The following is a 20495-nucleotide window of genomic DNA, read 5'->3' as shown; positions in this document are numbered from 1 at the left end:
CGCCGCTGCGCTTTCTCAACCAGTCGGTGCTCGACGCCGCCACGGTGTTCCCCGCCGACGTGCGAACCCGCACGCTCGAGCCCTCGACCCTGGAACACCCGCGGGTGGTCGAGGACATGCGCCACGGCTACGACTAGGCGTGTCAGAAGATGACGGTGCGGCTGCCATATAGCAGCACCCGGTCCTCCAGGTGCCAGCGCAGTCCCCGCGCCAGCACGACCTTCTCGATGTCGCGACCCTTGCGCACCATGTCGGCCACCGAGTCCCGGTGATCCACGCGGATCACGTCCTGCTCGATGATCGGACCGGCGTCCAACTCCGCGGTGACGTAGTGGCAGGTAGCGCCGACCAATTTGACACCCCGCGCGGACGCCTGGTGGTAAGGGCGGGCACCGACGAAGGATGGCAGGAAGCTGTGGTGGATGTTCAGCGCCCGTCCCTCCCACGCTGCGCAGAGCTCCGGCGGCAGCACCTGCATGAATCGCGCCAGCACCACCGCGTCCGGCCGCTCGGCGTCCACCAGCTGACCGAGCCGCTGGAACGCGGCGGCCTTGCCCTCGGCGTCGCCCGTCGGAAACGGCACGTGGTGAAAGGGGATGCCGTGTGCGCGGGTTACGTCGGCCAGGTCGGTGTGGTTGCCGATCACCGCGCCGACGTCGACGTCGAGCTCGCCCGAGGCGACCCGTCCCAGCAAGTCGTACAGGCAGTGGCCCTCACGGGACACCAGGATCACCACCCGGCGCCGCACACCGGTGTCGCTGATCCGCCAATCGGCCTCGCCGTCGGGGCCGGACAGGTCGGCGGCCACACCGGCGAACCGGGCCTGCAGCTCGGTCACGTCGTAAGGCAGCGACTCGGCCAACACCTCCTGGCGGGTGAAAAACCACCCGGTCTCGCGGTCGGTGTGGTACGCCGCCTCCACGATCCACCCGCCAGCCGCGGCAAGGAACCCGGCGATCCCGGCGACAATGCCGGTGCGGTCGGGGCAGCCGAAAGTGACGATGTAGCGGCGGTCCGCCATGCTGCAGCAGTCTTGCAGGCCACCGCGGGACCAGGATGAACTTGGTCGTCGGCGTGTCGAAAATGTGACGACGACGTCCGGTGACGAGCGCGGCGGCTACTACTCGTCGTCGAGGGCCGCCAGGACCTCGTCGGACAGGTCGACATTGGTGTAGACGTTCTGCACGTCGTCGCTCTCCTCCAACGCGTCGACGAGCTTGAACACCTTGCGGGCACCGTCGACGTTTACCGGCACGCTCACCGACGGCTGAAAACCGGCCTCGGCCGACTCGTAGTCAATCCCGGCGTCCTGCAACGCAGTTCGCACCGCCACCAAGTCGCCGGGCTCGGAGATCACCTCGAAGCTGTCACCCAGGTCGCTGACATCCTCGGCGCCGGCGTCCAGCACCGCCGTCAGCACGTCGTCCTCGGTCAGGCCGTTCTTCTCCAGCGTCACCACGCCCTTGCGGGAGAACAGATACGCGACCGACCCCGGATCGGCCATCGTGCCGCCGTTGCGGGTCATCGCCACCCGGACCTCACTGGCCGCGCGGTTGCGGTTGTCGGTCAGGCACTCGACCAACACCGCCACCCCGTTCGGCCCGTAGCCCTCGTAGGTGATCGTTTGCCAGTCGGCACCGCCCGCTTCCTCGCCGGCGCCCCGCTTTCGGGCGCGCTCGATGTTGTCGTTGGGCACCGAGGTCTTCTTCGCCTTCTGGATGGCGTCATACAGCGTCGGATTGCCCGCCGGGTCGCCACCGCCGGTACGGGCGGCGACCTCGATGTTCTTGATCAGCCGGGCGAACTCCTTGCCACGGCGCGCGTCTTTGACGGCCTTCTGGTGCTTGGTGGTGGCCCACTTGGAATGGCCGCTCATCGGTCTACTACCTCTTCTGTCGCTCGCTAAGTTCGCGCAACGAGTCTACGTTGACGGCCGACGCCGGTTGTCCAGCCGCTCCCCAATGTCCCGACCGCCTCACCGCCCACAGGCGTCACACGGAGTCGCTCTGAAGCGGGCAAAAGCCACACCGCGCAAAGGTCCGCTCGGTGACTGGAGTGACGGGCGTGGCGACTAGGACCGTTTGATCCACCGCCACTGGGTCGACCACCACGGGCCCGCGTCCGGCAGGTTGTCGGCAACGGCGGCAACCACCCCGGGCCACCATTCGGCGTGGAAGTCGTCTCCGGACAACCAGCCCCCGGGCGCGACCTTCGGCCCCCACGCCCGTAGATCGGCGGCCACACTGGCGTAGTCGTGACGTGCGTCGATATGCACCCAGGCCAGCGAGTCGTCGGCGAACAGTTCAGCGGCGCCGACCGAGTCGCTGATCACCAGTTGAATCGTGTCAGCCAAGCCGCACCCGATGATGTTGCGGTGCAGCAGCCCCGCGAACGTTCCACCGCCGTGCGCGACGGCGGGCCCGTGCGCGTCGGTGGCGTCGCGGCCTTCAGGCCCGCTCCCCAGAGCGGTATCGACGCCGACGATCCGGACGTCGATACCGGCCTCGCGCACCACTTCACCGAGCGAGCAAATGCTGCGCCCTAGATAGCACCCCACCTCGACAAACCAACTGCCGTCCGGGAAATGCGCGGCGGCTTCCTCTTGATGTCGACGCCACTGAAACCAGCCGGGTATATCGCGCCAGGTGTGCACGGGTTGGTCGAACTTAGTCGCGGTGTCCACGCTGCGGTCAGCCGTGCGGCGCCTCAGAGATTTTGCTGTCGGGCTTGCCGATCGTTTGGCAGTAAGCCGCCGCCGACACCCGCGTTGCCGTGATCTCCAGGTTGCTGGGTTCAGCGCCGCTCTTGTCCTTGAGCATCTTGCTGACCTCGCTGTCTTGCTTCTTCTCGTCCTGCGTCGTGAAGTCCTTGCACTTGGTGTCGCCACCTGTGTTGAGGATCTGTGAGGCAGAGCAACCGCTGAGCAATAGCGCGGCGATTGCGATGGCCCCGGCAAAACTTCGCTTCATCGTTGACCTTTCTGAGCCGGACTGGTGGCTATCTTTTACACCGAAACGCCCCATTTCAAACGCTGCACTACGGTGGACAAGGTGACAGCGCAAAGCCCGCTACATGCGGTCCGGGACGCGTTGGGCAGCAGCCTGTTCGAAATGATCGCCGGTCCCGACGGTCCGGCGCGGCGCGCTCGCATCCACCAGACTCCGGGGCCGCGATGGTTCGCCGAAGACCGCCCCATCCGCCGGGTGCACGCCGACGCCTCGATGTTCGTCGGCGGGTTGCGGGCATTGCTGCTGCAGTCGTTGCACCCGCTGGCGATGGCCGGCGTGGCCGAGCACTCCAACTACCGGGGCGACCCGTGGGGCCGGTTGCAACGAACAACGGCCTTCCTAGCGGTCACGACCTTCGGTACAGCGGCCGACGCGCAGCGCGCCGTTGATCGGGTCCGTGGTATCCACCGGCGGGTGCAGGGGATCGCCGCCGACGGCAGGCGGTATCAGGCCACCGATCCGCACTTGCTGGAATGGGTTCACATCGCCGAAGCCGACAGCTTCCTGCGCGCCCATCGGCTCTACGGCGCGGCTCCGCTGGACCAGGATGGTCGCGACGGATACGTCAGGGACATGGCGGAAATCGCCGCCAGGCTCGGCGTGGTCAACCCGCCGCGCACCGAACATGAGTTGACGCAACGGATTAACGCGTTCCGACCGGAGCTGCGCAGCACACCCGAGGCGCGTGATGCCGCCCGATTCCTGCTGCTGACGCCGCCGCTGCCATTGGCGGCGCGCGCGCCGTACGGCGCGCTGGCCGCCACGGCTGTGGCGATGCTGCCCGCATGGGCGCGCATGCCGTTGCTGCTGCCCTACTTTCCACCGATCGAGCGCACGGTCGTTCGCACGGTCGGACGAGCCTTGGTCGGCGGCATTCGATGGGCGCTGCCCGCCGCCTGACCATTGCCTGCGGATTGATATCGCATGCGATGCCGCTTCCGAAAGGGTGCTATTGGTCGAGCCGTGGTGCTGGTGTGGCCGGTGGGCCTTGACTTCAGCGCCGCCCGTTGACGATGTCAACGAACAACCGGTGGATGCGACGATCGCCGGTCATCTCGGGGTGAAACGCCGTGGCAAGCACCGGACCCTGCCGCACCGCCACCGGGTGCCCGGCGGCGCGAGCCAGCACCTGCACCTCCCCGCCGACCCGCTCCACCCACGGCGCGCGGATGAACACCGCATGCACCGGCTGATCGAACCCGCTGAACTCGACATCGCCCTCAAACGAGTCGACCTGACGTCCAAAAGCGTTGCGCCGCACAGTGATATCGATGCCACCAAGCGGCAATGCCTCGCGGCCGCTCGCGCCGGCGTCCAGGATCTCGCTGGCCAGCAAGATCATCCCCGCGCATGCCCCGTAGGCGGGTAGCCCGTCGGCGAGCCGCTTACGCAGTGGCTCCAGCAAGTCGAGCTCGCGCAGCAGGTGGCTCATCGTGGTGGACTCGCCGCCGGGGATGACCAGCGCGTCGACGGCCTCGAGTTCCTCACGCCGTCGGACACTCACCGAATCGGCTCCCGCGTCGCGCAACGCCGCCAGGTGTTCGCGAGTGTCGCCCTGCAGCGCTAGGACGCCGAGCCGCGGGCCGCTCACTGCTCAGCCGGCCGGTATCCGCGCGCGAAGCGGGTCAGGCCCTCCTGCATGACTGCGGCGACCATCTCGCCGTACTGATTGAAGATCTTGCCCTGGCAGAGCGCGCGGCCGCCGCAGGCCGACGGCGAGGACTGGTCGTAGAGCATCCACTCGTCGGCCCGAAATACCCGCATGAACCACATCGCGTGATCCAGCGATGCCACCTGCAGATGCGAACGCTCGTCGAGGTGGGTGACCTGCGCCGATCCCAGCAGGGTGAGGTCACTCATGTAAGCCAGCGCGCAGATATGCAGCACCGGGTCGTCGGGCAGCGGATCGCGGTGCCGAAACCACACCTGCTGCTGCGAAGCCTTCCCCGGCAGCAGCTGCAGCTGGTCTGGCGGCACGATGCGGACGTCCCACTCCTCGAACTGCTTGAACCCGGCGTCGTCGAACACTTTCATCGACTTCAGTCCCGGCAGATCGTCCGGTGGCGGCGCTGACGGCATCACGTCCTGGTGGTGGATGCCCTCCTGGTCGGCCTGGAAAGACGCCGACATGGAAAAGATCGTCTGGCCGTGCTGAATGGCGTTGACCCGCCTGGTACAGAACGAGCCGCCATCCCGCAACCGCTCGACGATAAAGACGGTGCGCGCCTTGGCATCTCCCGGTCGGATGAAATATCCGTGCAGCGAGTGAACCAAGTGGTCGGGTTCGACGGTGCGCACCGCCGACACCAGCGCCTGGCCGGCCACGTGGCCGCCGAAAGTGCGCTGAAAGTAACCCGATTCCGGGCTGAATACGCTACCGCGGTAGATGTTGACCTCGAGTTGCTCGAGATCAAGGATCTTCTCGATCGACACGGATCGTTCTTACCAGCCGCGTTCGGCCAGGCGATGCGGCGTGGCGATCTCCTCCACATTGATGCCGACCATCGGCTCGCCAAGCCCCCGCGACACCCGCGCCAGCACATCGGGGTCGTCGTAAAAGGTGGTGGCCTTGACGATCGCGGCGGCGCGCTGGGCGGGGTCCCCGGACTTGAAGATGCCCGAGCCCACGAACACGCCCTCGGCGCCGAGCTGCATCATCATCGCGGCGTCGGCCGGGGTTGCGATACCACCGGCGGTGAACAGCGTGACCGGCAGCTTACCGGCACGCGCCACCTCTACGACGAGGTCGTAGGGTGCCGCGAGTTCCTTTGCCGCGACGTATAACTCGTCGTCGGACAATGACGTCAGCCGGCGGATCTCACCGCCGATGGCCCGCATGTGCGTGGTCGCGTTGGACACATCGCCGGTGCCCGCTTCGCCTTTGGAGCGGATCATCGCCGCGCCCTCGTTGATGCGCCGCAGGGCCTCACCCAGATTGGTCGCGCCGCAGACGAACGGCACGGTGAACTTCCACTTGTCGATGTGGTGGCTGTAGTCCGCCGGAGTGAGCACTTCGGATTCGTCGACGTAGTCCACACCCAGGCTCTGCAAGATCTGCGCCTCGACGAAGTGCCCGATGCGGGCCTTGGCCATCACCGGGATGGTGACCGCGGAGATGATGCCCTCGATCATGTCCGGGTCGCTCATCCGCGAGACGCCGCCCTGGGCCCGAATATCGGCGGGCACCCGCTCCAGCGCCATCACCGCAACGGCGCCGGCGCCTTCGGCGATGCGGGCCTGTTCCGGCGTGACGACGTCCATGATGACGCCACCCTTGAGCATCTCGGCCATCCCACGCTTGACCCGCGCCGTTCCGGTTCGCCCGGTGCCGTTGTGCGCCGCGCTATCCACTGCTACCTCTATCGTCGGTATCTCGTTGCCCCCGGTATCGCTAACAGTCTAGTGGTCGACCACCAGGGAATTTCACGCCGATGGTCGGCCCGGACCGTCAGCGGATCGACTGCAGCTGGCGAGCCCGGTCGGGAGCCCCGGCCAGCGCGATCGCCTCGGCCAGCAGTTCGCAGAGCTGCAGCGGGTACACCGTTTCGCCGGCCGCCACCAGTTCGGCGATGTCGGCGGCGTCACACCAGCGGTGGCCGTGGATGTAGCGGTTCTCCAGTTCGGTCCGCCCGGCGGTGGACGGTTCGAACCGCCGAGTCCGGTGGACGAAGAAGAACTCCTCGCTGTCGATCGCCGAGCCGTTGAAGTCGAACACCGCATCGCGTCGCCAGATCGGGCCGATCATGTCAGCGGGATCGACACCCAAACCGGTTTCTTCGGCGAGCTCACGGGCCGCGGCCTCGGCCAGCGTCTCACCGTCGCCGACCTGACCGCCCACGGTGAACCACCACCGCGGCGCTGAGTGTTCCGGGCCGACGGACGCTGCCGGGTCAGATCCGCACAGCAGCAGCACCGCGCCGGTTTCGTCGAGCAACACCACCCGCGCCGAGGTGCGCCGGTCTGATGCTGGGTGATCGCCGTGGCGCAGCGCCTGCGTCCGCTCGGCGATTTCGAAATAGCTTGGCAGCGCCGCGGTTCCACCCAACCGCAGCAACCGAACCAGGCGCCTCTCACGCAGCGCCAGGGTGTCCCGCACCGCGTCGTTGTGGAATCGGCGGGCCAGCAGCACCCGGGCTTCCGCGTCGGCCAACTCGGCGATCAGCCCGGCCGGCACCGACGCCGGATCGACCATCGCCAGCGCGGCCGACAGCCTGTTTTCGCAGGCCTCCCGCGCGTCTCGGGGCGCGCGTTCGGCGGTGTCGGCCAGCGCCGCTAGCTGCTGGGCGGCCGAGTTGGCTTCCCGCGCATCGCCGTAGGCGTTCGCCGCGACAGCGCGGGCCACCACCGCGCGCCGCGCCAACGCGCTGTCAAGGGCCTGCCAGGACAGGTCGTAGCGCACGTGCAGCCGGTCCAGCCGATTGGCCGTCTGATACCCCCAGGCGCCGAAGACCACCAGTGCCGCAAACAGCGCGGCCAGTGTGACGATCAGCACGATCGCCCCGGACATCAGCTCGCCACCTGGACCTTGGCGCCGGACCCGGCGACCGTCTCATAGACCTGCATGATCTGGTTGGCCACCACCGACCAGTCGTAGCGGCGCACCGCGTCGGCGCCTGCCGCGACATAGCGTTTGGCCAACTGATCGTTTTCCAACACCGCGACCAGGCCGGCCGCCAGCGCAGCGCCGTCTTCGACCGGCACCAGTCGGCCCGCATCGCCGTTACGCAGCACCCGCCGGAATGCGTGCAGATCGCTGGCCACCACCGGAGTACCGGCGGCCATAGCCTCGACCAGCACGATGCCGAAACTTTCCCCGCCGGTGTGCGGTGCACAGTAGACGTCGGCGCTGCGCAGCGCCGACGCCTTGACGGCGTCGTCCACTTGGCCCAGGAAACGCAGGTGGCCCCCCAATCCCCCGGCTTTGCTTCGCAATTCGTCTTGGTCACCGCGGCCCACGATCAGCACCTGGACACCCGGAAAGTGCTCGACGAGCCCGGGCAGCGCGTCGATCAGGACCTCCATGCCCTTGCGGGGTTCGTCGTAGCGGCCCAAGAACAGCACGGTCTTACCGGGCCGCGGATACCCGTCGAGCAGCGGCGCTGCGGCGAACGAAGCCACGTCGACACCGTTGGGAATCTCGACCGCATCCGATCCCAGTGCTTCCATTTGCCAGCGCCTGGCCAGGTCGGACACCGCGATGCGGCCGACGATCTTCTCGTGCCAGGGTCGCAGCACCCCCTGAAAGACCGCCAGCGTCAGCGATTTGGTGGTCGAGGTATGAAAGGTCGCCACGATCGGTCCCTCGGCCACTCGCAGGGCCCACATCGACAGGCTCGGCGCGTTCGGCTCATGCAGATGCAGCACATCGAAGTCGCCGTCGGCCAGCCAGCGCCTGACCTTGCCGTGTACGGCCGGGCTGAATTGCAGCCGGGCCACCGAACCGTTGTAGGGAATCGGGACGGCCCTGCCCGCGGAGACGACGTATTCGGGCAGCGCCACATGCGGCGACGAGGGCGCCAGCACGCTGACGTTCTGACCGCGGGCGCGCATCACCTCGGCGAGCTGCAACACATGCGACTGCACCCCGCCCGGGACGTCGAACGAGTACGGACACACCATGCCGATTCGCATCAGGACCCCGCCAATCGGGCGCGTCGCTCGTCGGACAGATCTGCCAGCCACTGCGGCTGCAGCATGTGCCAGTCGGCGGGATACTCGGCAATGTTGCGGGCAAAGGCGTCGGCCAGCGCCTGGGTGATGACGCCGACGTCGCCGCTGGTGCAATCCAGCGGCGGGTGGATCTGGACTCGGGTCGCGTCACCCTCGTACCAGCTGTGCACCGGCAGCAGCGCTGCCCCGGTTGTGATGGCCAGCTTCGCCGAACCGGCTGGCATCCTTGTCGGTTCGCCGAAGAAATTCACCTGGACCCCGGTGCGGGAAAGGTCGCGCTCGGCCATCAGGCACACAGCCTTGTTGTCCCGCAGTCGCTCGCCGAGCAGCTGGAAGGGCGGCTGCTCGCCGCCCGACAGTGGGATTACCTCGAAGCCCAGGCTTTCCCGATAGTTGATGAACCGCCGGTACAGCGACTCGGGTTTGAGACGCTCGGCGACGGTAGTGAACCGCCCGTAAGTCTGGACCAGCCACACCCCCGCCATATCCCAGTTGCCGCTGTGCGGCAACGCCAACACCGCACCACGGCCTTCGGCCAGAGCCGCGTCGAGATTCTCGTCGCCCACAACCGTTTTGGCGAGTTCTAGACCGACTGCGTGGAGATCCATCGTCGGCAGCCGAAACGCCTCACGCCAATAGCGGGCATAGGACGCCAGCGATGCGTGCATCAGGCTGCCGGGTACGTCTTTCGGCGCAACACCGATCACCCGAGCCAGGTTCTTGCGCAGCTGGGCCGGTCCCCCGTTGCGGGACGCATAGAGTGCGCCCGCGTCGAAAACGTTGCGTGCGGCGAACTCCGGCATCGCCCGCACCATCATCCACCCGGCCGCATAGCCCCAGTCGCTCATCCGGCCGCCTAGCGAAAGGCCGCTGACCCCAGGCATTTTCAGGCTTGCCGGGATGAACGTCATGGCTCGCTATCTCCCGGCTCTTGGCCCGCCGGGGGCGTTTCTCGTAGCGGGTTCCCCGCACCGGGCGAATGCCGCACGGTGTGCAACCGCTGAGCGCAGGTGACCATGCTGGCCCCGGCCAGCAGCCACATCGCCACCGGCAGCGCCAATGGCAACGGGAACACCGGCAAATCGGACAATCCCGCCCCGACGAGCACGATGATCAACCGTTCCGGCCGTTCGATGAAGCCGCCGTCACCGCGCAGCCCGCTGGCTTCGGCGCGGGCCTTGATGTAGGAGATGACCTGCGAGGTGACCAGACAGATCAACGTCGCCACCACCAACGATGGGCTGTGCAGGCCGAACGCCGCCCACCACGCCAGCCCGCAGAAGACCGCGCCGTCGCTGATGCGGTCGCAGGTGGCATCGAGCACGGCACCGAATCGGCTGCCGCCGCCGCTTTCCCGTGCCATCGCCCCGTCGACCAAGTCGAACAGAACGAAGAAAGTGATGACCAACGTGCCGGCGAACAGCCGGCCGGTCGGAAACAGCGTCAGCGCGGCCAGCACCGCGGCAGCGGTGGCGATGATGGTGACGCTGTCCGCGGTGAAGCCGGCATGCAGGAACGCCCGGGCCACCGGTGTGGTGACCCGCGCGACGCCCTCCCGCGACAGTAATTTGCTCAAAGCTTGCTCACGATTGTTTTTCCCACTCGGTGGCCAGCAGGCGACGGGTGTCGCGCAGCAATTGCGGGATCACCTTGGAGTCGCCGATGATCGTGATGAAGTTCGCGTCGCCACCCCACCGCGGCACCACATGCACATGCAGGTGTTCGGCCAGCGAGCCGCCCGCCGATTCGCCCAGGTTCAAGCCGACGTTGAAGCCGTGCGGCCGAGACACATTTTTGATGACACGAATCGCCTTCTGCATGAAGGCCATCAGCTCGGCAGTCTCCTTGTCGGTGAGATCTTCCAGCTCGGATACCCGCCGATACGGCACCACCATCAGATGTCCGGGGTTGTATGGGTAGAGGTTGAGCACGGCATAGACGAGTTCGCCGCGAGCCACCACCAGACCGTCCTCGTCGGACAATTGCGGGATCTCGGTGAATGGCTGTGCCAGCGTGGAGTTGTCCCGCCGCAGTGGTGCCTCGGCGAGGTAGCTCATTCGGTAGGGCGTCCACAACCGCTGCAGGTGGTCGGATTCGCCGACGCCCCTGTCGATGATCGAGTCGTCATCAGCCACGGCTGCTCACCTTGACCAAATCAGCAGTGGGAGCTGCGTTTTCCCGTTCGGCGATCCACTGCGCAATGGCGGCCACCGCCTCGTCGCGCGGCACCCCGTTGATCTGCGTGCGGTCGCCGAACCGGAAACTCACCGCGCCGGCCTCGACGTCGCGGTCCCCGGCCAGCAGCATGAACGGCACCTTCTGGTTGGTGTGGTTGACGATCTTCTTGGCCATCCGGTCGTCGCTGCCATCCACCTCAACTCGGACACCGTGCGATTTCAGCTGCGCGGCAATGTCTTGCAGATACGGCACATGGCCGTCGGCCACCGGGATGGCGACCACCTGCACCGGCGCCAGCCAGGCCGGAAACGCGCCCGCATAGTGCTCGGTGAGGATACCGAAAAACCGCTCGATCGATCCGAACAGCGCACGGTGGATCATTACCGGCCGCTGACGCGAACCATCGGCGGCGGTGTATTCGAGTTCGAAACGCTCCGGGAAATTGAAATCGACCTGAATGGTCGACATCTGCCAGCTGCGGCCCAGCGCGTCGCGGGCTTGCACGGAGATCTTCGGGCCGTAAAAGGCCGCGCCGCCGGGATCGGGCACCAGTTCGAGACCGGATTCCGTCGCGACTTCGGCCAGCGAGTTGGTGGCTTCCTCCCACATCTCGTCAGATCCGACGAACTTCTCCGGGTCCTTGGTGGACAGCTCCAGATAGAAGTCTTCCAACCCGTAGTCGGCCAGCAACTCGAGCACGAACCGCAGCAGCGACGCCAGTTCGTCGTGCAGTTGCTCGCGGGTGCAGAAGATGTGCGAGTCGTCCATGGTGAACCCGCGCGCCCGGGTCAGCCCGTGCACCACACCGGACTTCTCATAGCGATAGACAGTGCCGAACTCGAAGAGCCGCAACGGAAGCTCGCGATATGACCGTCCCCGCGACCGGAATATCAGCGTGTGCATCGGGCAGTTCATCGGCTTGAGGTAGTAATCCTGCCCCGGCTTGCGCACAGTTCCGTCGTCGTTGAGCTCGGCATCGAGGTGCATCGGCGGGAACATGCCGTCGGCGTACCAGTCCAAGTGACCCGACGTCTGGAACAGTTGCGCCTTGGTGATGTGCGGGGTGTTGACGAATTCGTACCCGGCCTCGATGTGCTTCTGCCGCGAGTACTCCTCCAGCTCCCTGCGTACGACGCCGCCCTTGGGATGGAAAACCGCCAGCCCAGAACCGATTTCGTCGGGAAAACTGAACAAGTCCAGCTCGACGCCCAGTTTGCGGTGGTCGCGACGCTGGGCTTCCTCGAGCAGCTGCAGATGGCTGTCGAGCGCCTCCTGCGACTCCCAGGCGGTGCCGTAGATGCGCTGCAGGCTGGCGTTTTTCTGGTCGCCGCGCCAGTAGGCGGCCGAGCTTCTGGTCAGCTTGAACGCCGGGATGTGCTTGGTGGTCGGGATGTGCGGTCCGCGGCACAAGTCGCCCCAGACTCTTTCCCGGGTACGTGGATTGAGGTTGTCGTAAGCGGTGAGCTCGTCACCGCCGACCTCCATCACGTCGGGATCACCGGACTTGTCGTCGACGAGTTCGAGCTTGTACGGCTCGTTGGCCAGCTCCTCGCGCGCCTGCTCTTTGGACCCGTAGACCCGCCGGTCGAACAGCTGTCCATCCTTGACGATCTGGCGCATCCGTTTTTCCAGCTTCTCCAAGTCCTCCGGCGTGAACGGATCCGCCACATCGAAGTCGTAGTAGAAGCCATCGGTGATCGGCGGCCCGATCCCCAGCTTGGCGTGCGGGAACAGGTCTTGAACGGCTTGGGCCAACACATGCGCGGCCGAATGCCGGATCACACTGCGGCCCTCGTCGGTGTTGGCCGCCACCGGAATGACCTCGGCGTCGTGTCCGGGAACCCAGCTCAAGTCGCGCAGCTTGCCCTCGGCGTCACGCACCACCACGACCGCGTCGGAGGCACCGCGACCGGGCAGACCCGCGTCGCGCACCGCCGCGGCGGCGGTCGTCCCGGCAGGCACCCGGATCGGGGATGCCAGTGCGGGGTGTGCGGGGGCGGTCATCGGCGCGGTCTCCATGGTTTTCGGGTGTTCAAACGGACGCGACCATGCTATCGGGGGCGGCCTCGATGCTCTTAAGCCGACGGTCCATGCCCTAGGGCTGCCCGGGTTTGAGGAGCACGAACAGCGCCTCACCCTCGGTCAGCACGGTGTCGCCGTCGCTCAACCGGCCCGACACAAAGATCTTGCGCCCCTCGATCCGATCAAGGCCCGCAACGACCTGCAGCTCCTTGTCGATGGGGACGATCTGGCGGTAGTTGATGTGCAGGTATGCCGTGCGCTGGCGTGGGCCGCCGGTGATCACCCCCGAGGTCATACCCAGAATGGAGTCGAATAGCAGCCCGAGCGCGCCGCCGTGAACGGCGCCATTGCGTCCCAGATGAAACCGCCGGAAACGAGCCCAGCCTTCGATCCGGCCGTCGTCTGTTCTGTGCACCTTCATCGGCACCGGCAGGATGTTGCCGCGGCTCGGCAGATCCATTCGGCGGCCCGACGGCGTCGTCCACTCGTCGACGTCGAACGGGGCAAGCAGGCCGGACACCTTTTCGATCAGGTCGGCCGCCTCGCTGATCACCTCGTCGGGTGCGTCGACCGCCCGGGCATGATCCTGCAGCCCACGCACCGCCTCGATGAACCGGCCGTAGTCGGGCCCGCCCCTGGTCGTCGGTTCGGGCGGATTGAATCCGCCACCCGGGTGTCGCGCATGTTCGCCGGCCACCACAACACCGTATTGCCTGGGCCGCGGCGAGTTACCTGCGCATCGGCCGGCTAGTTGCCCTGGGCCGCGCCCGCGGCGGCCAGCGCCTCGAATTCGTCGTCGCTCAACGTGATCTCGGCGGCGGCGACGTTCTGCTCCAAGTGGGCCACGCTGGAGGTGCCCGGAATCGGCAGCATCACCGGGGATCGCTTCAACAGCCAGGCCAACGCCAGCTGCGAGGGCGTCGCGTGGTGCCCGGCCGCAACCTTCTGCAGTGGGCCGTCGGGGGCCGCCAGCGGTCCGGCGGCCAGCGGAAACCACGGGATGAAGGCGATGCCCTGGCTGGCCGCGGCATCCAGCAGCGGTTCGGCGGTGCGAGCGGCCAGGTTGTACATGTTCTGCACCGACACGATCGGCGTGATCTGCTGGGCGGCGGTGAGCTGATCGACGCCGATCTCGGAGAGCCCGATATGACGGATCTTGCCTTCGTTCTTCAGCGTGACGAGTTCGCCGACCTGGTCGTCCAGCGAGAAGTTGGCGTCGATGCGGTGCAGTTGAAACAGGTCGATGGTCTCGACACCCAGGCGACGCAGGCTCATCTCGCATTCCTGGCGCAGGTAGCTGGGATTGCCCAGCGGAATCCATACGTCCGGCCCGGTGCGCAGCAGGCCGGCCTTGGTCGCGATGACAAGGCCGTCATAGGGATACAGCGCCTCGTGGATGATGTCTTCGGAGATGTAGGGGCCGTAGGAATCGGCGGTGTCGATGAAGTTGACGCCGAGTTCGACGGCACGACGCAGCACCCGGACGCATTCGTCGCGGTCGGCCGGCGGACCCCAGACGCCCTTGCCGGTCAAGCGCATTGCGCCGAAACCGAGACGGTTAACCGTCAGCTCGCCGCCGAGGGTGAGGGTTCCGGATGCCTGAGCTGGTTGTGCGGTGTTGGCGGTCATGCTCACGACCGTACCGCCGCACCGATATCCATGCTGTGACACCCATGGCAAGCTGAGCGAGTGGACTTGTACACGATCGGTAGCCTGCCGCTGACCTATCCAGAAGTCGGTGCCACCGCCGGCCCGCCGCCGCCGGGATATCGCCATCTCGGCTTTGTCTCGCAGGTCGGTGCAGGCCACCAGCGTTTCCAGGAGGCCGCCGATGCGGTCATGCACTGGGGGATGCAGCGTGGCGCCGGGTTACGCGTCGAGGCCAGCAGCGACGTCGTCACGGTGGGCGCCGTGGTGGTGGTCAAGATGGCTTTCCTGAAGGCACCCTGTCGCGTGGTGTACGTCATCGACGAGCCGGATGTCCGGGGGTTCGCCTACGGCACCCTGCCCGGTCACCCCGAGTCGGGTGAGGAACGGTTCGTGGTGCGCCACGACCCGGTCACCGCCGCGGTGTTCGCCGAAGTCTCGGCGTTCTCCCGGCCGGCGACCTGGTGGAGCAAAGCCGGCGGGCCGTTCACGTCGCTGGCCCAGCGCGTGATCGCCAAACGCTATGTACGCGCGGTGTAACCCGGCTCTTCATCCGCGACACGTAAACCTCTGCGACGACACGCCGCCCCAGTTCGCAGTGGCTTAAGTCTCGGCGAACATGTCGGTCGTCCATGACACCGTCCGTGTATGGGTGACGCGTTCGTGGGTAGCGAGGCCGTACTGCAGGGCAAGCTGAGCCCCTACCAACTCCGGGCAGGATTCCGTTCGATCTATCCGAACATTTACCTGGCGCACTCCTCAGCCCCGTCGCTTCGACGACGATCGGAAGCGGCGTGGCTATGGTCGCGCCGTCGCGGTGTGTTGGCCGGACTTACCGCGGCGGCACTGCATGGTTCAAGTTGGATCGACGACGACGAACCCATCGAGCTGATCTGGCGCAACCCAAACTCGCCGGCAGGCGTGCTCACTCGAAACCATCGCGTTGACAGTGACGAGGTCACGCATGTCGCCCGGCTGCCAGTCACCACAGCGGCCCGTACTGCATACGATTTGGGTCGGCAGCTGCCACGCGGCCAGGCGGTGGCGCGGCTCGACGCACTCATGCGGGCCACCCCGTTCTCGGTCGAGGATGTGCTATTGCTCGCCAAGCGCTACCCAGGCGCCCGTGGCCTGCGACGGCTGCGAGCGGCGTTGCCGCTTGTCGACGGCGGGGCTGCGTCGCCCAAAGAGACGTGGCTGCGGCTGCTGATAATCGACGCTGGGCTTCCTGCGCCGACCACTCAGATCCCGGTCCATGAGCGCTGGCGGCTGGTTGGCGTCCTTGATATGGGTTGGGAGAAATACAAAGTCGCGGTCGAATACGACGGCGACCAGCACAGGACCAGTCGCCGTCAGTACGTCAGGGATCAGCAGAGACTACGCAAGCTGGAAGCTATGGGCTGGATCATCATTCGGGTGATCGCCGAGGATGCACCGGCGGACGTCGCGCGCCGAGTGCGCGACGCGCTTACCCGCCGCGGGTGCCTCGACACTTAAATCGTTGCGACGACACGCCGCTCCGTGTCGCAATGGTTTAAGTCTCGCGTTGCCAGTTCGCAAGCAGTTTTTCCGCTCCCGCGCATAGTCGCTCGATGACGAGGCCCACCGGCGCGACGCCGGTGACCATCCCGACGCCCTGGCCCGCGTCCACCGGGGCGGTTCCGCGATCATCCGCGGCGATCGCGGCGGCGAGTTCGTCGAGGGCATCAGGGTTGTCGGCCAACGCGTCTTCATGACCGCTCCAGCGCGCGACGAAGTCGTTGCGCAGCACGCGCGACGGGAATCGCTTCGACCATGGCAGTCCACGAACGATGTCGAAGACCCGGGTGCTGGTGGTGTCGGTCTCGCGGGCCGCAACCAATGCGCGGCGGGACGCGTCGCTCGTCAGCGCCTCCGGGCTGGCCGACAGGACGGTGCCCAACCACGCGCCGCTGGCGCCGGCGGCCAGCACGGCTGCCAGGCTTCGCGGAGAGGCGATTCCGCCGGCTGCCAGCACCGGCACCGATACGACGTCCAAGACGGCGTCGAGCAGCGGGAGCGTGCCGATCGTCGCATCCCCGTGGCCGCCACCTTCGCAACCGCGGGCCACCAACAGATCGATCCCGGCGTCCTGTGCCCGCTGGGCTTCGGCACTGTTGTAAACCTGTGTGGCGGAAGCAATCCCGGCATCGCGAACGCGACGCGCCCATGACAAATCTGTGCCGAAGCTGACCGAGACAAGAACGGGCCGCGCGGCAAGTGCGGCGTCGAACAGCTCCGGCTCTTTTCGAATCACCCAGTCCACCAAGCCAATTCCGAACGTCCCATGCACGTGCGGCAATTCGGCATGCAGCGACGACGTCGAGCCGGCAGTGCCCATACCGACCATGCCCAGACCGCCGGCGGCCGTCACCGCGGCGGCAAGCTGTCCGCCGGCGACGCCTCCCATCGGGGCGTTGACAATTGGCACCCGCAGGCCCGTGCGGGCGGACCACGGCGTCGAGAGCATCTGACTAGGTCGAGGGAAGGCTCTTGAAGACGGTCAGCAGGATCACCGAATCGTCGACCGCCTGTAGCGAATGCCGCTGCGGCGGAATGACAACGTAATCGCCGGTCTTTCCGTCCCACGCGTCTTCACCGGCGGTGAGGTGCACATGTCCTTTCAGGACCTGCAGCGACGCCTGTCCGGGGCTGTCGTGTTCGGAGAGCTCGTGTCCGGCCAGCAATGCCATCAGCGTCTGCCGCAGTTCGTGGTCGTGCCCGCCATGCAATGTGTGTGCGGCCCGCCCGCTGTGTGCGTGCCCTGCTTCGGCCAGCTTCTCGTCGGCCAGGCTGGTTAGCGAAATCGATTCCATCAGTAGGTCCTTCGGTCGGCTCGGATTAACTGTTCACGAGAAGAATCCTGTCCCCTTTCCACGCCGTCAGGGTGAACCATGTTGCGTTTCAGTCTCTTCGAAGACCCTCGCAGCGACGCGGAAGGCGGCATTGGCGTCCGGCACTCCGCAGTAAACGGCGGTCTGCAGCAGGACTTCTTTGATCTCATCCCACGATAACCCGTTGCGTAGTGCGGCTCGGATGTGCAGCGCAAGCTCCTCATCGTGACCGCGGGCGATCAGCGCCGTGAGCGTGATCATCGAACGGCTGCGGCGGTCCAGGCCGGGACGTGTCCAGATGGTGCCCCAGGCGAATTCAGTGACGAGGGTCTGGAAGTCCCGGGTCAGGTCGGTGGTCCGCGCAGCCGCCTGCTCGACGTACCTGCCGCCGAGAACTTCCCGGCGCATGGCTAAGCCCTGGTCGTAACGCGCGTCGGTCATCTGACTTTCAGCCTCCTCAGCTTTGCCAATACGTCGGCGATTCGGTCGGGCTGCTCAGCCGGCGCGAGGTGGGCGGCATGTGCCACCTCGACGAACCGCCCACGGGTCACGTTGCTGGCGATGTACCGCAGCGAATCAGGCGGCGTCGCAATGTCGTTGGCACCCGCAACAGCGACGATCGGGGTGTCGATTTCGCCTAGCCGATGACGGGCGTCGAACTCGGCGAGCGCCTCACAGGTGCACGCATAGCCGTCGTCGTCAACCTGGCGCAGCGTATCGAGCAAGGCCCGGGCCGATGCAGGATCTCGCTCGAAGAAGCCGGGGGCGAACCACCGCCGAATCGACAGTGCCACGACTTCGCCCGTGCCCGCGCTGCGAACGACTTTGGCCCGCGACTGCCAGTCGTCCGGGTCACCGATTCGGGCCGCCGTGCAGATCAGCGCGGCCGACACGATGCGTTCAGGATGCCCCAGCAGCAGCTGAAGTCCGACAGCGCCGGCAACCGAGACGCCGGCATAGGTGAACGGCCGTATACCGATCTTGTCTTCCACGACTTTGATGACGCTGGCGGCGAGGTCGTCGATGGTGAAGGCGTTCCTCGGCCTCGGGCTGACGCCGTGGCCGGGAAGATCCCAGCCGATGACGTGATAGATGTCGGTCAGCCGACGTGCCACACCAGACCACAAGCCCGCAACGGAGGTGCCCAACGACGGGCCGACGACCAACGGCGGCAGTTCCGGCGACCCGCCCAGATGCGAGACGCGAATTCGGGGGACGCTCACGGGTGTTCCTTGACGATTCGCTCGGCACGATCCAGGCTCTCGTCGATCAGTGCGTCGACCGCACCTAAATAGTTGCCGGACGGGGCTTTCCCGGCCAGCTCAGCGATGACGCGTTGTTCGCCGAGTACGTCGGCGTTGCCGAGGTTCTTGGCCATCTGCGCCGGATGGACCTCGAGACCGGCAAGCAGTTCACTGCATTGGGAGCCGGCGATAATGGTTCGCCGGGCGAGAATGCGTAGCGTCTCCCATTCGGCATGCCATGAGCCGTCGGGACGTTCGTCGTTGGCCAGTGTGGCGGCGGTGTGCAATGTCGCGCCCAGCGGCGGCGCGGAAATCGCCGCACGGCGAATCAGGATGGACAACACCGGGTTACGCTTCTGCGGCATGCTCGATGATCCGCCGCGATTTCCGGCTGCGGGTTCGCTTAGTTCAGCGATCTCCGGACGGACCAGTGTCACGATGTCCGATGCGATGCGACCCCAGGCATCGGTGCATCCGATAAACGCATCGCCGACGGCGGTCACCGGCGTGCGGGTGGTGTGCCATGGCAATCTGACATCCAAACCCAATGTGGCTGCGGTGTTTTGCACCAGCTCCACTGAGATCCCGCCGGGATTTGGATGACCTGCGAGAGCGGCCAATTCAGTCGTGGCGGCCAGCGTTCCGCCCGCGCCGCCGATTTGCACCGGGATGGTCAGCACACTGAGCTGTTGGTATGCGTCGACAACGCCGTTGCACCAGGTCGCCGCTTTGGCTCCGAAAGTCGTGGGCACCGCATTCTGGGTCAGGGTGCGGGCCACCATCGGTGTGCCGCGGTGGGTTGTCGCAAGCACTGACAGAGCTGAAATCTGTTCGGCAAGTTGCAACATCAACTCATCGACGATGGCACGAGTGGCCAACATCAAGCCGGTGTCGATGACGTCCTGACTGGTAAGGCCGCGGTGAATCCACCGGCTGACCTCCGCGCTGGCTCGGTCACGAAGCAGTGCCACCAACCCGATGACGGGGTTGCCGCCATCCTCCGATTCGGCCGCCAGTAACTCGCAGTCGGCGGCATTCACCAGGCCGGCCAGGTCGGCGCCGGCGCACTCGTCTGGAGCCAGACCCGCGGCTACCAGCGCATCCAACCAGGCCGATTCCACCGCGACCATCGACGCCAGCAGTGCCTGGTCGGACATGAACTCGCCGGCACGGTGGTCTCCGGGCCACAACAGGTTCGTCATCCCGAATCACCGCGGTAGGCCAGAAACACGGTCTCGTTCGCACCCTGCAGGTGAATGTCGAAGCGGTATCCGTCCTTTTCGGCGCTGCAGATCATGGTTTGTCGCCGGGCCGCGTCAAGGGCACTCAGCAGCCGATCGGCGGCCAGGTCGCTATCAGGCAGATAGGCGCGAGTGAAAATGCGGTTCAACAGTCCACGCGCAAAGACGACGATCGCGAAAAACGCTGCTCGCCCGGCCGGCGCGCCCGGCGTCAACGTGCTGAAGCTGTAGCGGCCGGCGGCGTCGGTCGCGCATCTGCCCCAGCCGGTGAACGTCTTGCCGTCGCGTCGCAGCGAGCCCTCCAGTCGAACCATGCGGCCCTCGGGACCGGGCTGCCACAATTCGATCAGGGCGTCGGGCACAGCGTCACCGGCACCGTCGTAGACCGTGCCGTGCAACCGGATGGCGCCGGCCTGCGCATCACCGACCAACTGGTTGTCGCCGGGATACGGCAACGCGATGTGGAAGAAAGGCCCGACGGTTTGCCCCGGAGTGCATGCTAATTCAGCCATGGTCACCGTTTGGTTCGGTCCAGGTTGGCCGGCGGCCGGCCAACACGATGTCCCACCGGTAACCGGTCGCGTACTCGGGCTCAGTCAGGTCATGGTCATAGATGGCGATCAACCGTTGGCG

At 66.3% G+C, this 20495-nt stretch carries 24 protein-coding genes and 2 pseudogenes; 4 read left to right on the top strand and 22 right to left on the bottom strand.

Annotated features, from left to right (window positions below; all coding sequences use genetic code 11):
* Positions 1-137, top strand: a pseudogene (locus VNW74_RS13685) (spermidine synthase); the annotation flags it as partial.
* A gap of 5 nt (positions 138-142) precedes the next feature.
* Here VNW74_RS13685 and purU read toward each other — a convergent pair.
* The 4 genes from purU to VNW74_RS13665 form a co-directional block, all read right to left on the bottom strand.
* Entirely contained in the window at positions 143-1021 is an 879-nt protein-coding gene (gene purU / locus VNW74_RS13680) for a formyltetrahydrofolate deformylase (protein ID WP_325677636.1), read from the bottom strand.
* 99 nt (positions 1022-1120) lie between these two features.
* Positions 1121-1876: a YebC/PmpR family DNA-binding transcriptional regulator gene (locus tag VNW74_RS13675; protein ID WP_325677634.1), complete on the bottom strand. Its 756-nt coding sequence runs from the start codon at positions 1874-1876 to the stop codon at positions 1121-1123.
* Between the two features lie 195 nt (positions 1877-2071).
* Positions 2072-2683, bottom strand: coding sequence for a class I SAM-dependent methyltransferase (locus tag VNW74_RS13670; protein ID WP_325677633.1), 612 nt, complete (start codon positions 2681-2683; stop codon positions 2072-2074).
* A gap of 7 nt (positions 2684-2690) precedes the next feature.
* Entirely contained in the window at positions 2691-2969 is a 279-nt protein-coding gene (locus tag VNW74_RS13665) for a hypothetical protein (RefSeq protein ID WP_325677631.1), read from the bottom strand.
* A gap of 141 nt (positions 2970-3110) precedes the next feature.
* On the opposite strand from VNW74_RS13665, the gene VNW74_RS13660 reads away from it, so the two are divergent.
* Complete coding sequence (locus VNW74_RS13660; protein WP_325677640.1) at positions 3111-3908, top strand: oxygenase MpaB family protein; 798 nt, start codon at positions 3111-3113, stop codon at positions 3906-3908.
* A 94-nt stretch (positions 3909-4002) separates the two neighbouring features.
* Here VNW74_RS13660 and pdxT read toward each other — a convergent pair whose 3' ends face one another.
* The 11 genes from pdxT to VNW74_RS13605 all read right to left on the bottom strand — a co-directional run bounded on the left by pdxT (position 4003) and on the right by VNW74_RS13605 (position 14507).
* Positions 4003-4599, bottom strand: a complete 597-nt coding sequence (pdxT, locus tag VNW74_RS13655) for a pyridoxal 5'-phosphate synthase glutaminase subunit PdxT (RefSeq protein WP_325677629.1) — start codon at positions 4597-4599, stop codon at positions 4003-4005.
* The gene (tesB, locus tag VNW74_RS13650; RefSeq protein ID WP_325677627.1) at positions 4596-5441 is read right to left on the bottom strand and encodes an acyl-CoA thioesterase II; all 846 of its coding nucleotides are present in this window, start codon (positions 5439-5441) and stop codon (positions 4596-4598) included. Before tesB ends, pdxT begins: the two co-directional genes overlap by 4 nt.
* Positions 5442-5450: 9 nt before the next feature.
* Positions 5451-6359 (bottom strand): pyridoxal 5'-phosphate synthase lyase subunit PdxS, encoded by a 909-nt coding sequence (pdxS, locus tag VNW74_RS13645; protein ID WP_325677625.1) that lies wholly within the window; start codon positions 6357-6359, stop codon positions 5451-5453.
* Positions 6360-6456: 97 nt separating this feature from the next.
* On the bottom strand, positions 6457-7515 hold the full coding sequence (locus VNW74_RS13640; protein WP_325677623.1) for an NUDIX hydrolase: 1059 nt from the start codon (positions 7513-7515) through the stop codon (positions 6457-6459).
* Complete coding sequence (locus tag VNW74_RS13635) at positions 7515-8639, bottom strand: glycosyltransferase family 4 protein (protein ID WP_325677621.1); 1125 nt, start codon at positions 8637-8639, stop codon at positions 7515-7517. Before VNW74_RS13635 ends, VNW74_RS13640 begins: the two co-directional genes overlap by 1 nt.
* Positions 8639-9562, bottom strand: a complete 924-nt coding sequence (locus VNW74_RS13630) for a phosphatidylinositol mannoside acyltransferase (protein ID WP_325677638.1) — start codon at positions 9560-9562, stop codon at positions 8639-8641. Before VNW74_RS13630 ends, VNW74_RS13635 begins: the two co-directional genes overlap by 1 nt.
* A gap of 23 nt (positions 9563-9585) precedes the next feature.
* Positions 9586-10254, bottom strand: coding sequence for a phosphatidylinositol phosphate synthase (gene pgsA, locus VNW74_RS13625; protein ID WP_325677619.1), 669 nt, complete (start codon positions 10252-10254; stop codon positions 9586-9588).
* A 7-nt stretch (positions 10255-10261) separates the two neighbouring features.
* Entirely contained in the window at positions 10262-10813 is a 552-nt protein-coding gene (locus VNW74_RS13620; RefSeq protein ID WP_325677617.1) for an HIT domain-containing protein, read from the bottom strand.
* Positions 10806-12860, bottom strand: a complete 2055-nt coding sequence (thrS, locus tag VNW74_RS13615) for a threonine--tRNA ligase (protein WP_325677616.1) — start codon at positions 12858-12860, stop codon at positions 10806-10808. Before thrS ends, VNW74_RS13620 begins: the two co-directional genes overlap by 8 nt.
* A 91-nt stretch (positions 12861-12951) precedes the next feature.
* Complete coding sequence (locus tag VNW74_RS13610; RefSeq protein WP_325677615.1) at positions 12952-13578, bottom strand: PaaI family thioesterase; 627 nt, start codon at positions 13576-13578, stop codon at positions 12952-12954.
* 47 nt (positions 13579-13625) lie between these two features.
* Positions 13626-14507 (bottom strand): aldo/keto reductase, encoded by an 882-nt coding sequence (locus tag VNW74_RS13605; protein ID WP_325677613.1) that lies wholly within the window; start codon positions 14505-14507, stop codon positions 13626-13628.
* A 60-nt stretch (positions 14508-14567) separates the two neighbouring features.
* Here VNW74_RS13605 and VNW74_RS13600 point away from each other — a divergent pair, with 60 nt between their 5' ends.
* Together VNW74_RS13600 and VNW74_RS13595 are read left to right on the top strand one after the other, a co-directional pair.
* Positions 14568-15065: a DUF1990 domain-containing protein gene (locus VNW74_RS13600; protein ID WP_325677611.1), complete on the top strand. Its 498-nt coding sequence runs from the start codon at positions 14568-14570 to the stop codon at positions 15063-15065.
* 108 nt (positions 15066-15173) lie between these two features.
* Positions 15174-16022: a DUF559 domain-containing protein gene (locus VNW74_RS13595; RefSeq protein ID WP_325677609.1), complete on the top strand. Its 849-nt coding sequence runs from the start codon at positions 15174-15176 to the stop codon at positions 16020-16022.
* Positions 16023-16059: 37 nt separating this feature from the next.
* On the opposite strand, the gene VNW74_RS13590 is transcribed toward VNW74_RS13595, so the two are convergent.
* The 7 genes and pseudogenes from VNW74_RS13590 to VNW74_RS13560 all read right to left on the bottom strand — a co-directional run.
* Positions 16060-17013 carry a nitronate monooxygenase gene (locus VNW74_RS13590; protein WP_325677607.1) on the bottom strand — a complete coding sequence of 318 codons (954 nt, stop codon included), beginning with the start codon at positions 17011-17013 and terminating at the stop codon, positions 16060-16062.
* Between the two features lie 4 nt (positions 17014-17017).
* On the bottom strand, positions 17018-17359 hold the full coding sequence (locus tag VNW74_RS13585) for a cupin domain-containing protein (RefSeq protein ID WP_325677605.1): 342 nt from the start codon (positions 17357-17359) through the stop codon (positions 17018-17020).
* Positions 17360-17425: 66 nt separating this feature from the next.
* Positions 17426-17818: a 4-carboxymuconolactone decarboxylase gene (pcaC, locus tag VNW74_RS13580; protein WP_325677603.1), complete on the bottom strand. Its 393-nt coding sequence runs from the start codon at positions 17816-17818 to the stop codon at positions 17426-17428.
* Complete coding sequence (locus tag VNW74_RS13575) at positions 17815-18600, bottom strand: alpha/beta fold hydrolase (protein ID WP_325677601.1); 786 nt, start codon at positions 18598-18600, stop codon at positions 17815-17817. Before VNW74_RS13575 ends, pcaC begins: the two co-directional genes overlap by 4 nt.
* Positions 18597-19823 carry a lyase family protein gene (locus VNW74_RS13570; protein ID WP_325677599.1) on the bottom strand — a complete coding sequence of 409 codons (1227 nt, stop codon included), beginning with the start codon at positions 19821-19823 and terminating at the stop codon, positions 18597-18599. Before VNW74_RS13570 ends, VNW74_RS13575 begins: the two co-directional genes overlap by 4 nt.
* The gene (gene pcaG, locus VNW74_RS13565; protein ID WP_325677597.1) at positions 19820-20374 is read right to left on the bottom strand and encodes a protocatechuate 3,4-dioxygenase subunit alpha; all 555 of its coding nucleotides are present in this window, start codon (positions 20372-20374) and stop codon (positions 19820-19822) included. Before pcaG ends, VNW74_RS13570 begins: the two co-directional genes overlap by 4 nt.
* Positions 20367-20495, bottom strand: a pseudogene (locus VNW74_RS13560) (protocatechuate 3,4-dioxygenase subunit beta); the annotation flags it as partial. The pseudogene VNW74_RS13560 and the gene pcaG, both read right to left, overlap by 8 nt.

The sequence above is a fragment of the Mycobacterium sp. genome (assembly GCF_035570115.1).
In the GTDB taxonomy this organism is placed as follows: domain Bacteria; phylum Actinomycetota; class Actinomycetes; order Mycobacteriales; family Mycobacteriaceae; genus Mycobacterium.
Note: the sequence above shows the minus strand (reverse complement) of the source record. Positions and strands in the feature narration are given on the sequence as shown.

Excerpts from the sequence above, each read along its gene's own strand:
- VNW74_RS13660 (WP_325677640.1), top strand. The coding sequence starts at position 3,111 with ATGATCGCCGGTCCCGACGGTCCGGCGCGGCGCGCTCGCATCCACCAG.
- pcaG (WP_325677597.1), bottom strand. The coding sequence starts at position 20,374 with ATGGCTGAATTAGCATGCACTCCGGGGCAAACCGTCGGGCCTTTCTTC.
- VNW74_RS13640 (WP_325677623.1), bottom strand. The coding sequence starts at position 7,515 with ATGTCCGGGGCGATCGTGCTGATCGTCACACTGGCCGCGCTGTTTGCG.
- purU (WP_325677636.1), bottom strand. The coding sequence starts at position 1,021 with ATGGCGGACCGCCGCTACATCGTCACTTTCGGCTGCCCCGACCGCACC.
- VNW74_RS13630 (WP_325677638.1), bottom strand. The coding sequence starts at position 9,562 with ATGCCTGGGGTCAGCGGCCTTTCGCTAGGCGGCCGGATGAGCGACTGG.
- VNW74_RS13635 (WP_325677621.1), bottom strand. The coding sequence starts at position 8,639 with ATGCGAATCGGCATGGTGTGTCCGTACTCGTTCGACGTCCCGGGCGGG.
- VNW74_RS13595 (WP_325677609.1), top strand. The coding sequence starts at position 15,174 with ATGGGTGACGCGTTCGTGGGTAGCGAGGCCGTACTGCAGGGCAAGCTG.
- VNW74_RS13665 (WP_325677631.1), bottom strand. The coding sequence starts at position 2,969 with ATGAAGCGAAGTTTTGCCGGGGCCATCGCAATCGCCGCGCTATTGCTC.
- pcaC (WP_325677603.1), bottom strand. The coding sequence starts at position 17,818 with ATGACCGACGCGCGTTACGACCAGGGCTTAGCCATGCGCCGGGAAGTT.
- VNW74_RS13605 (WP_325677613.1), bottom strand. The coding sequence starts at position 14,507 with ATGACCGCCAACACCGCACAACCAGCTCAGGCATCCGGAACCCTCACC.
- VNW74_RS13585 (WP_325677605.1), bottom strand. The coding sequence starts at position 17,359 with ATGGAATCGATTTCGCTAACCAGCCTGGCCGACGAGAAGCTGGCCGAA.
- VNW74_RS13675 (WP_325677634.1), bottom strand. The coding sequence starts at position 1,876 with ATGAGCGGCCATTCCAAGTGGGCCACCACCAAGCACCAGAAGGCCGTC.
- thrS (WP_325677616.1), bottom strand. The coding sequence starts at position 12,860 with ATGACCGCCCCCGCACACCCCGCACTGGCATCCCCGATCCGGGTGCCT.
- VNW74_RS13570 (WP_325677599.1), bottom strand. The coding sequence starts at position 19,823 with ATGACGAACCTGTTGTGGCCCGGAGACCACCGTGCCGGCGAGTTCATG.
- VNW74_RS13590 (WP_325677607.1), bottom strand. The coding sequence starts at position 17,013 with ATGCTCTCGACGCCGTGGTCCGCCCGCACGGGCCTGCGGGTGCCAATT.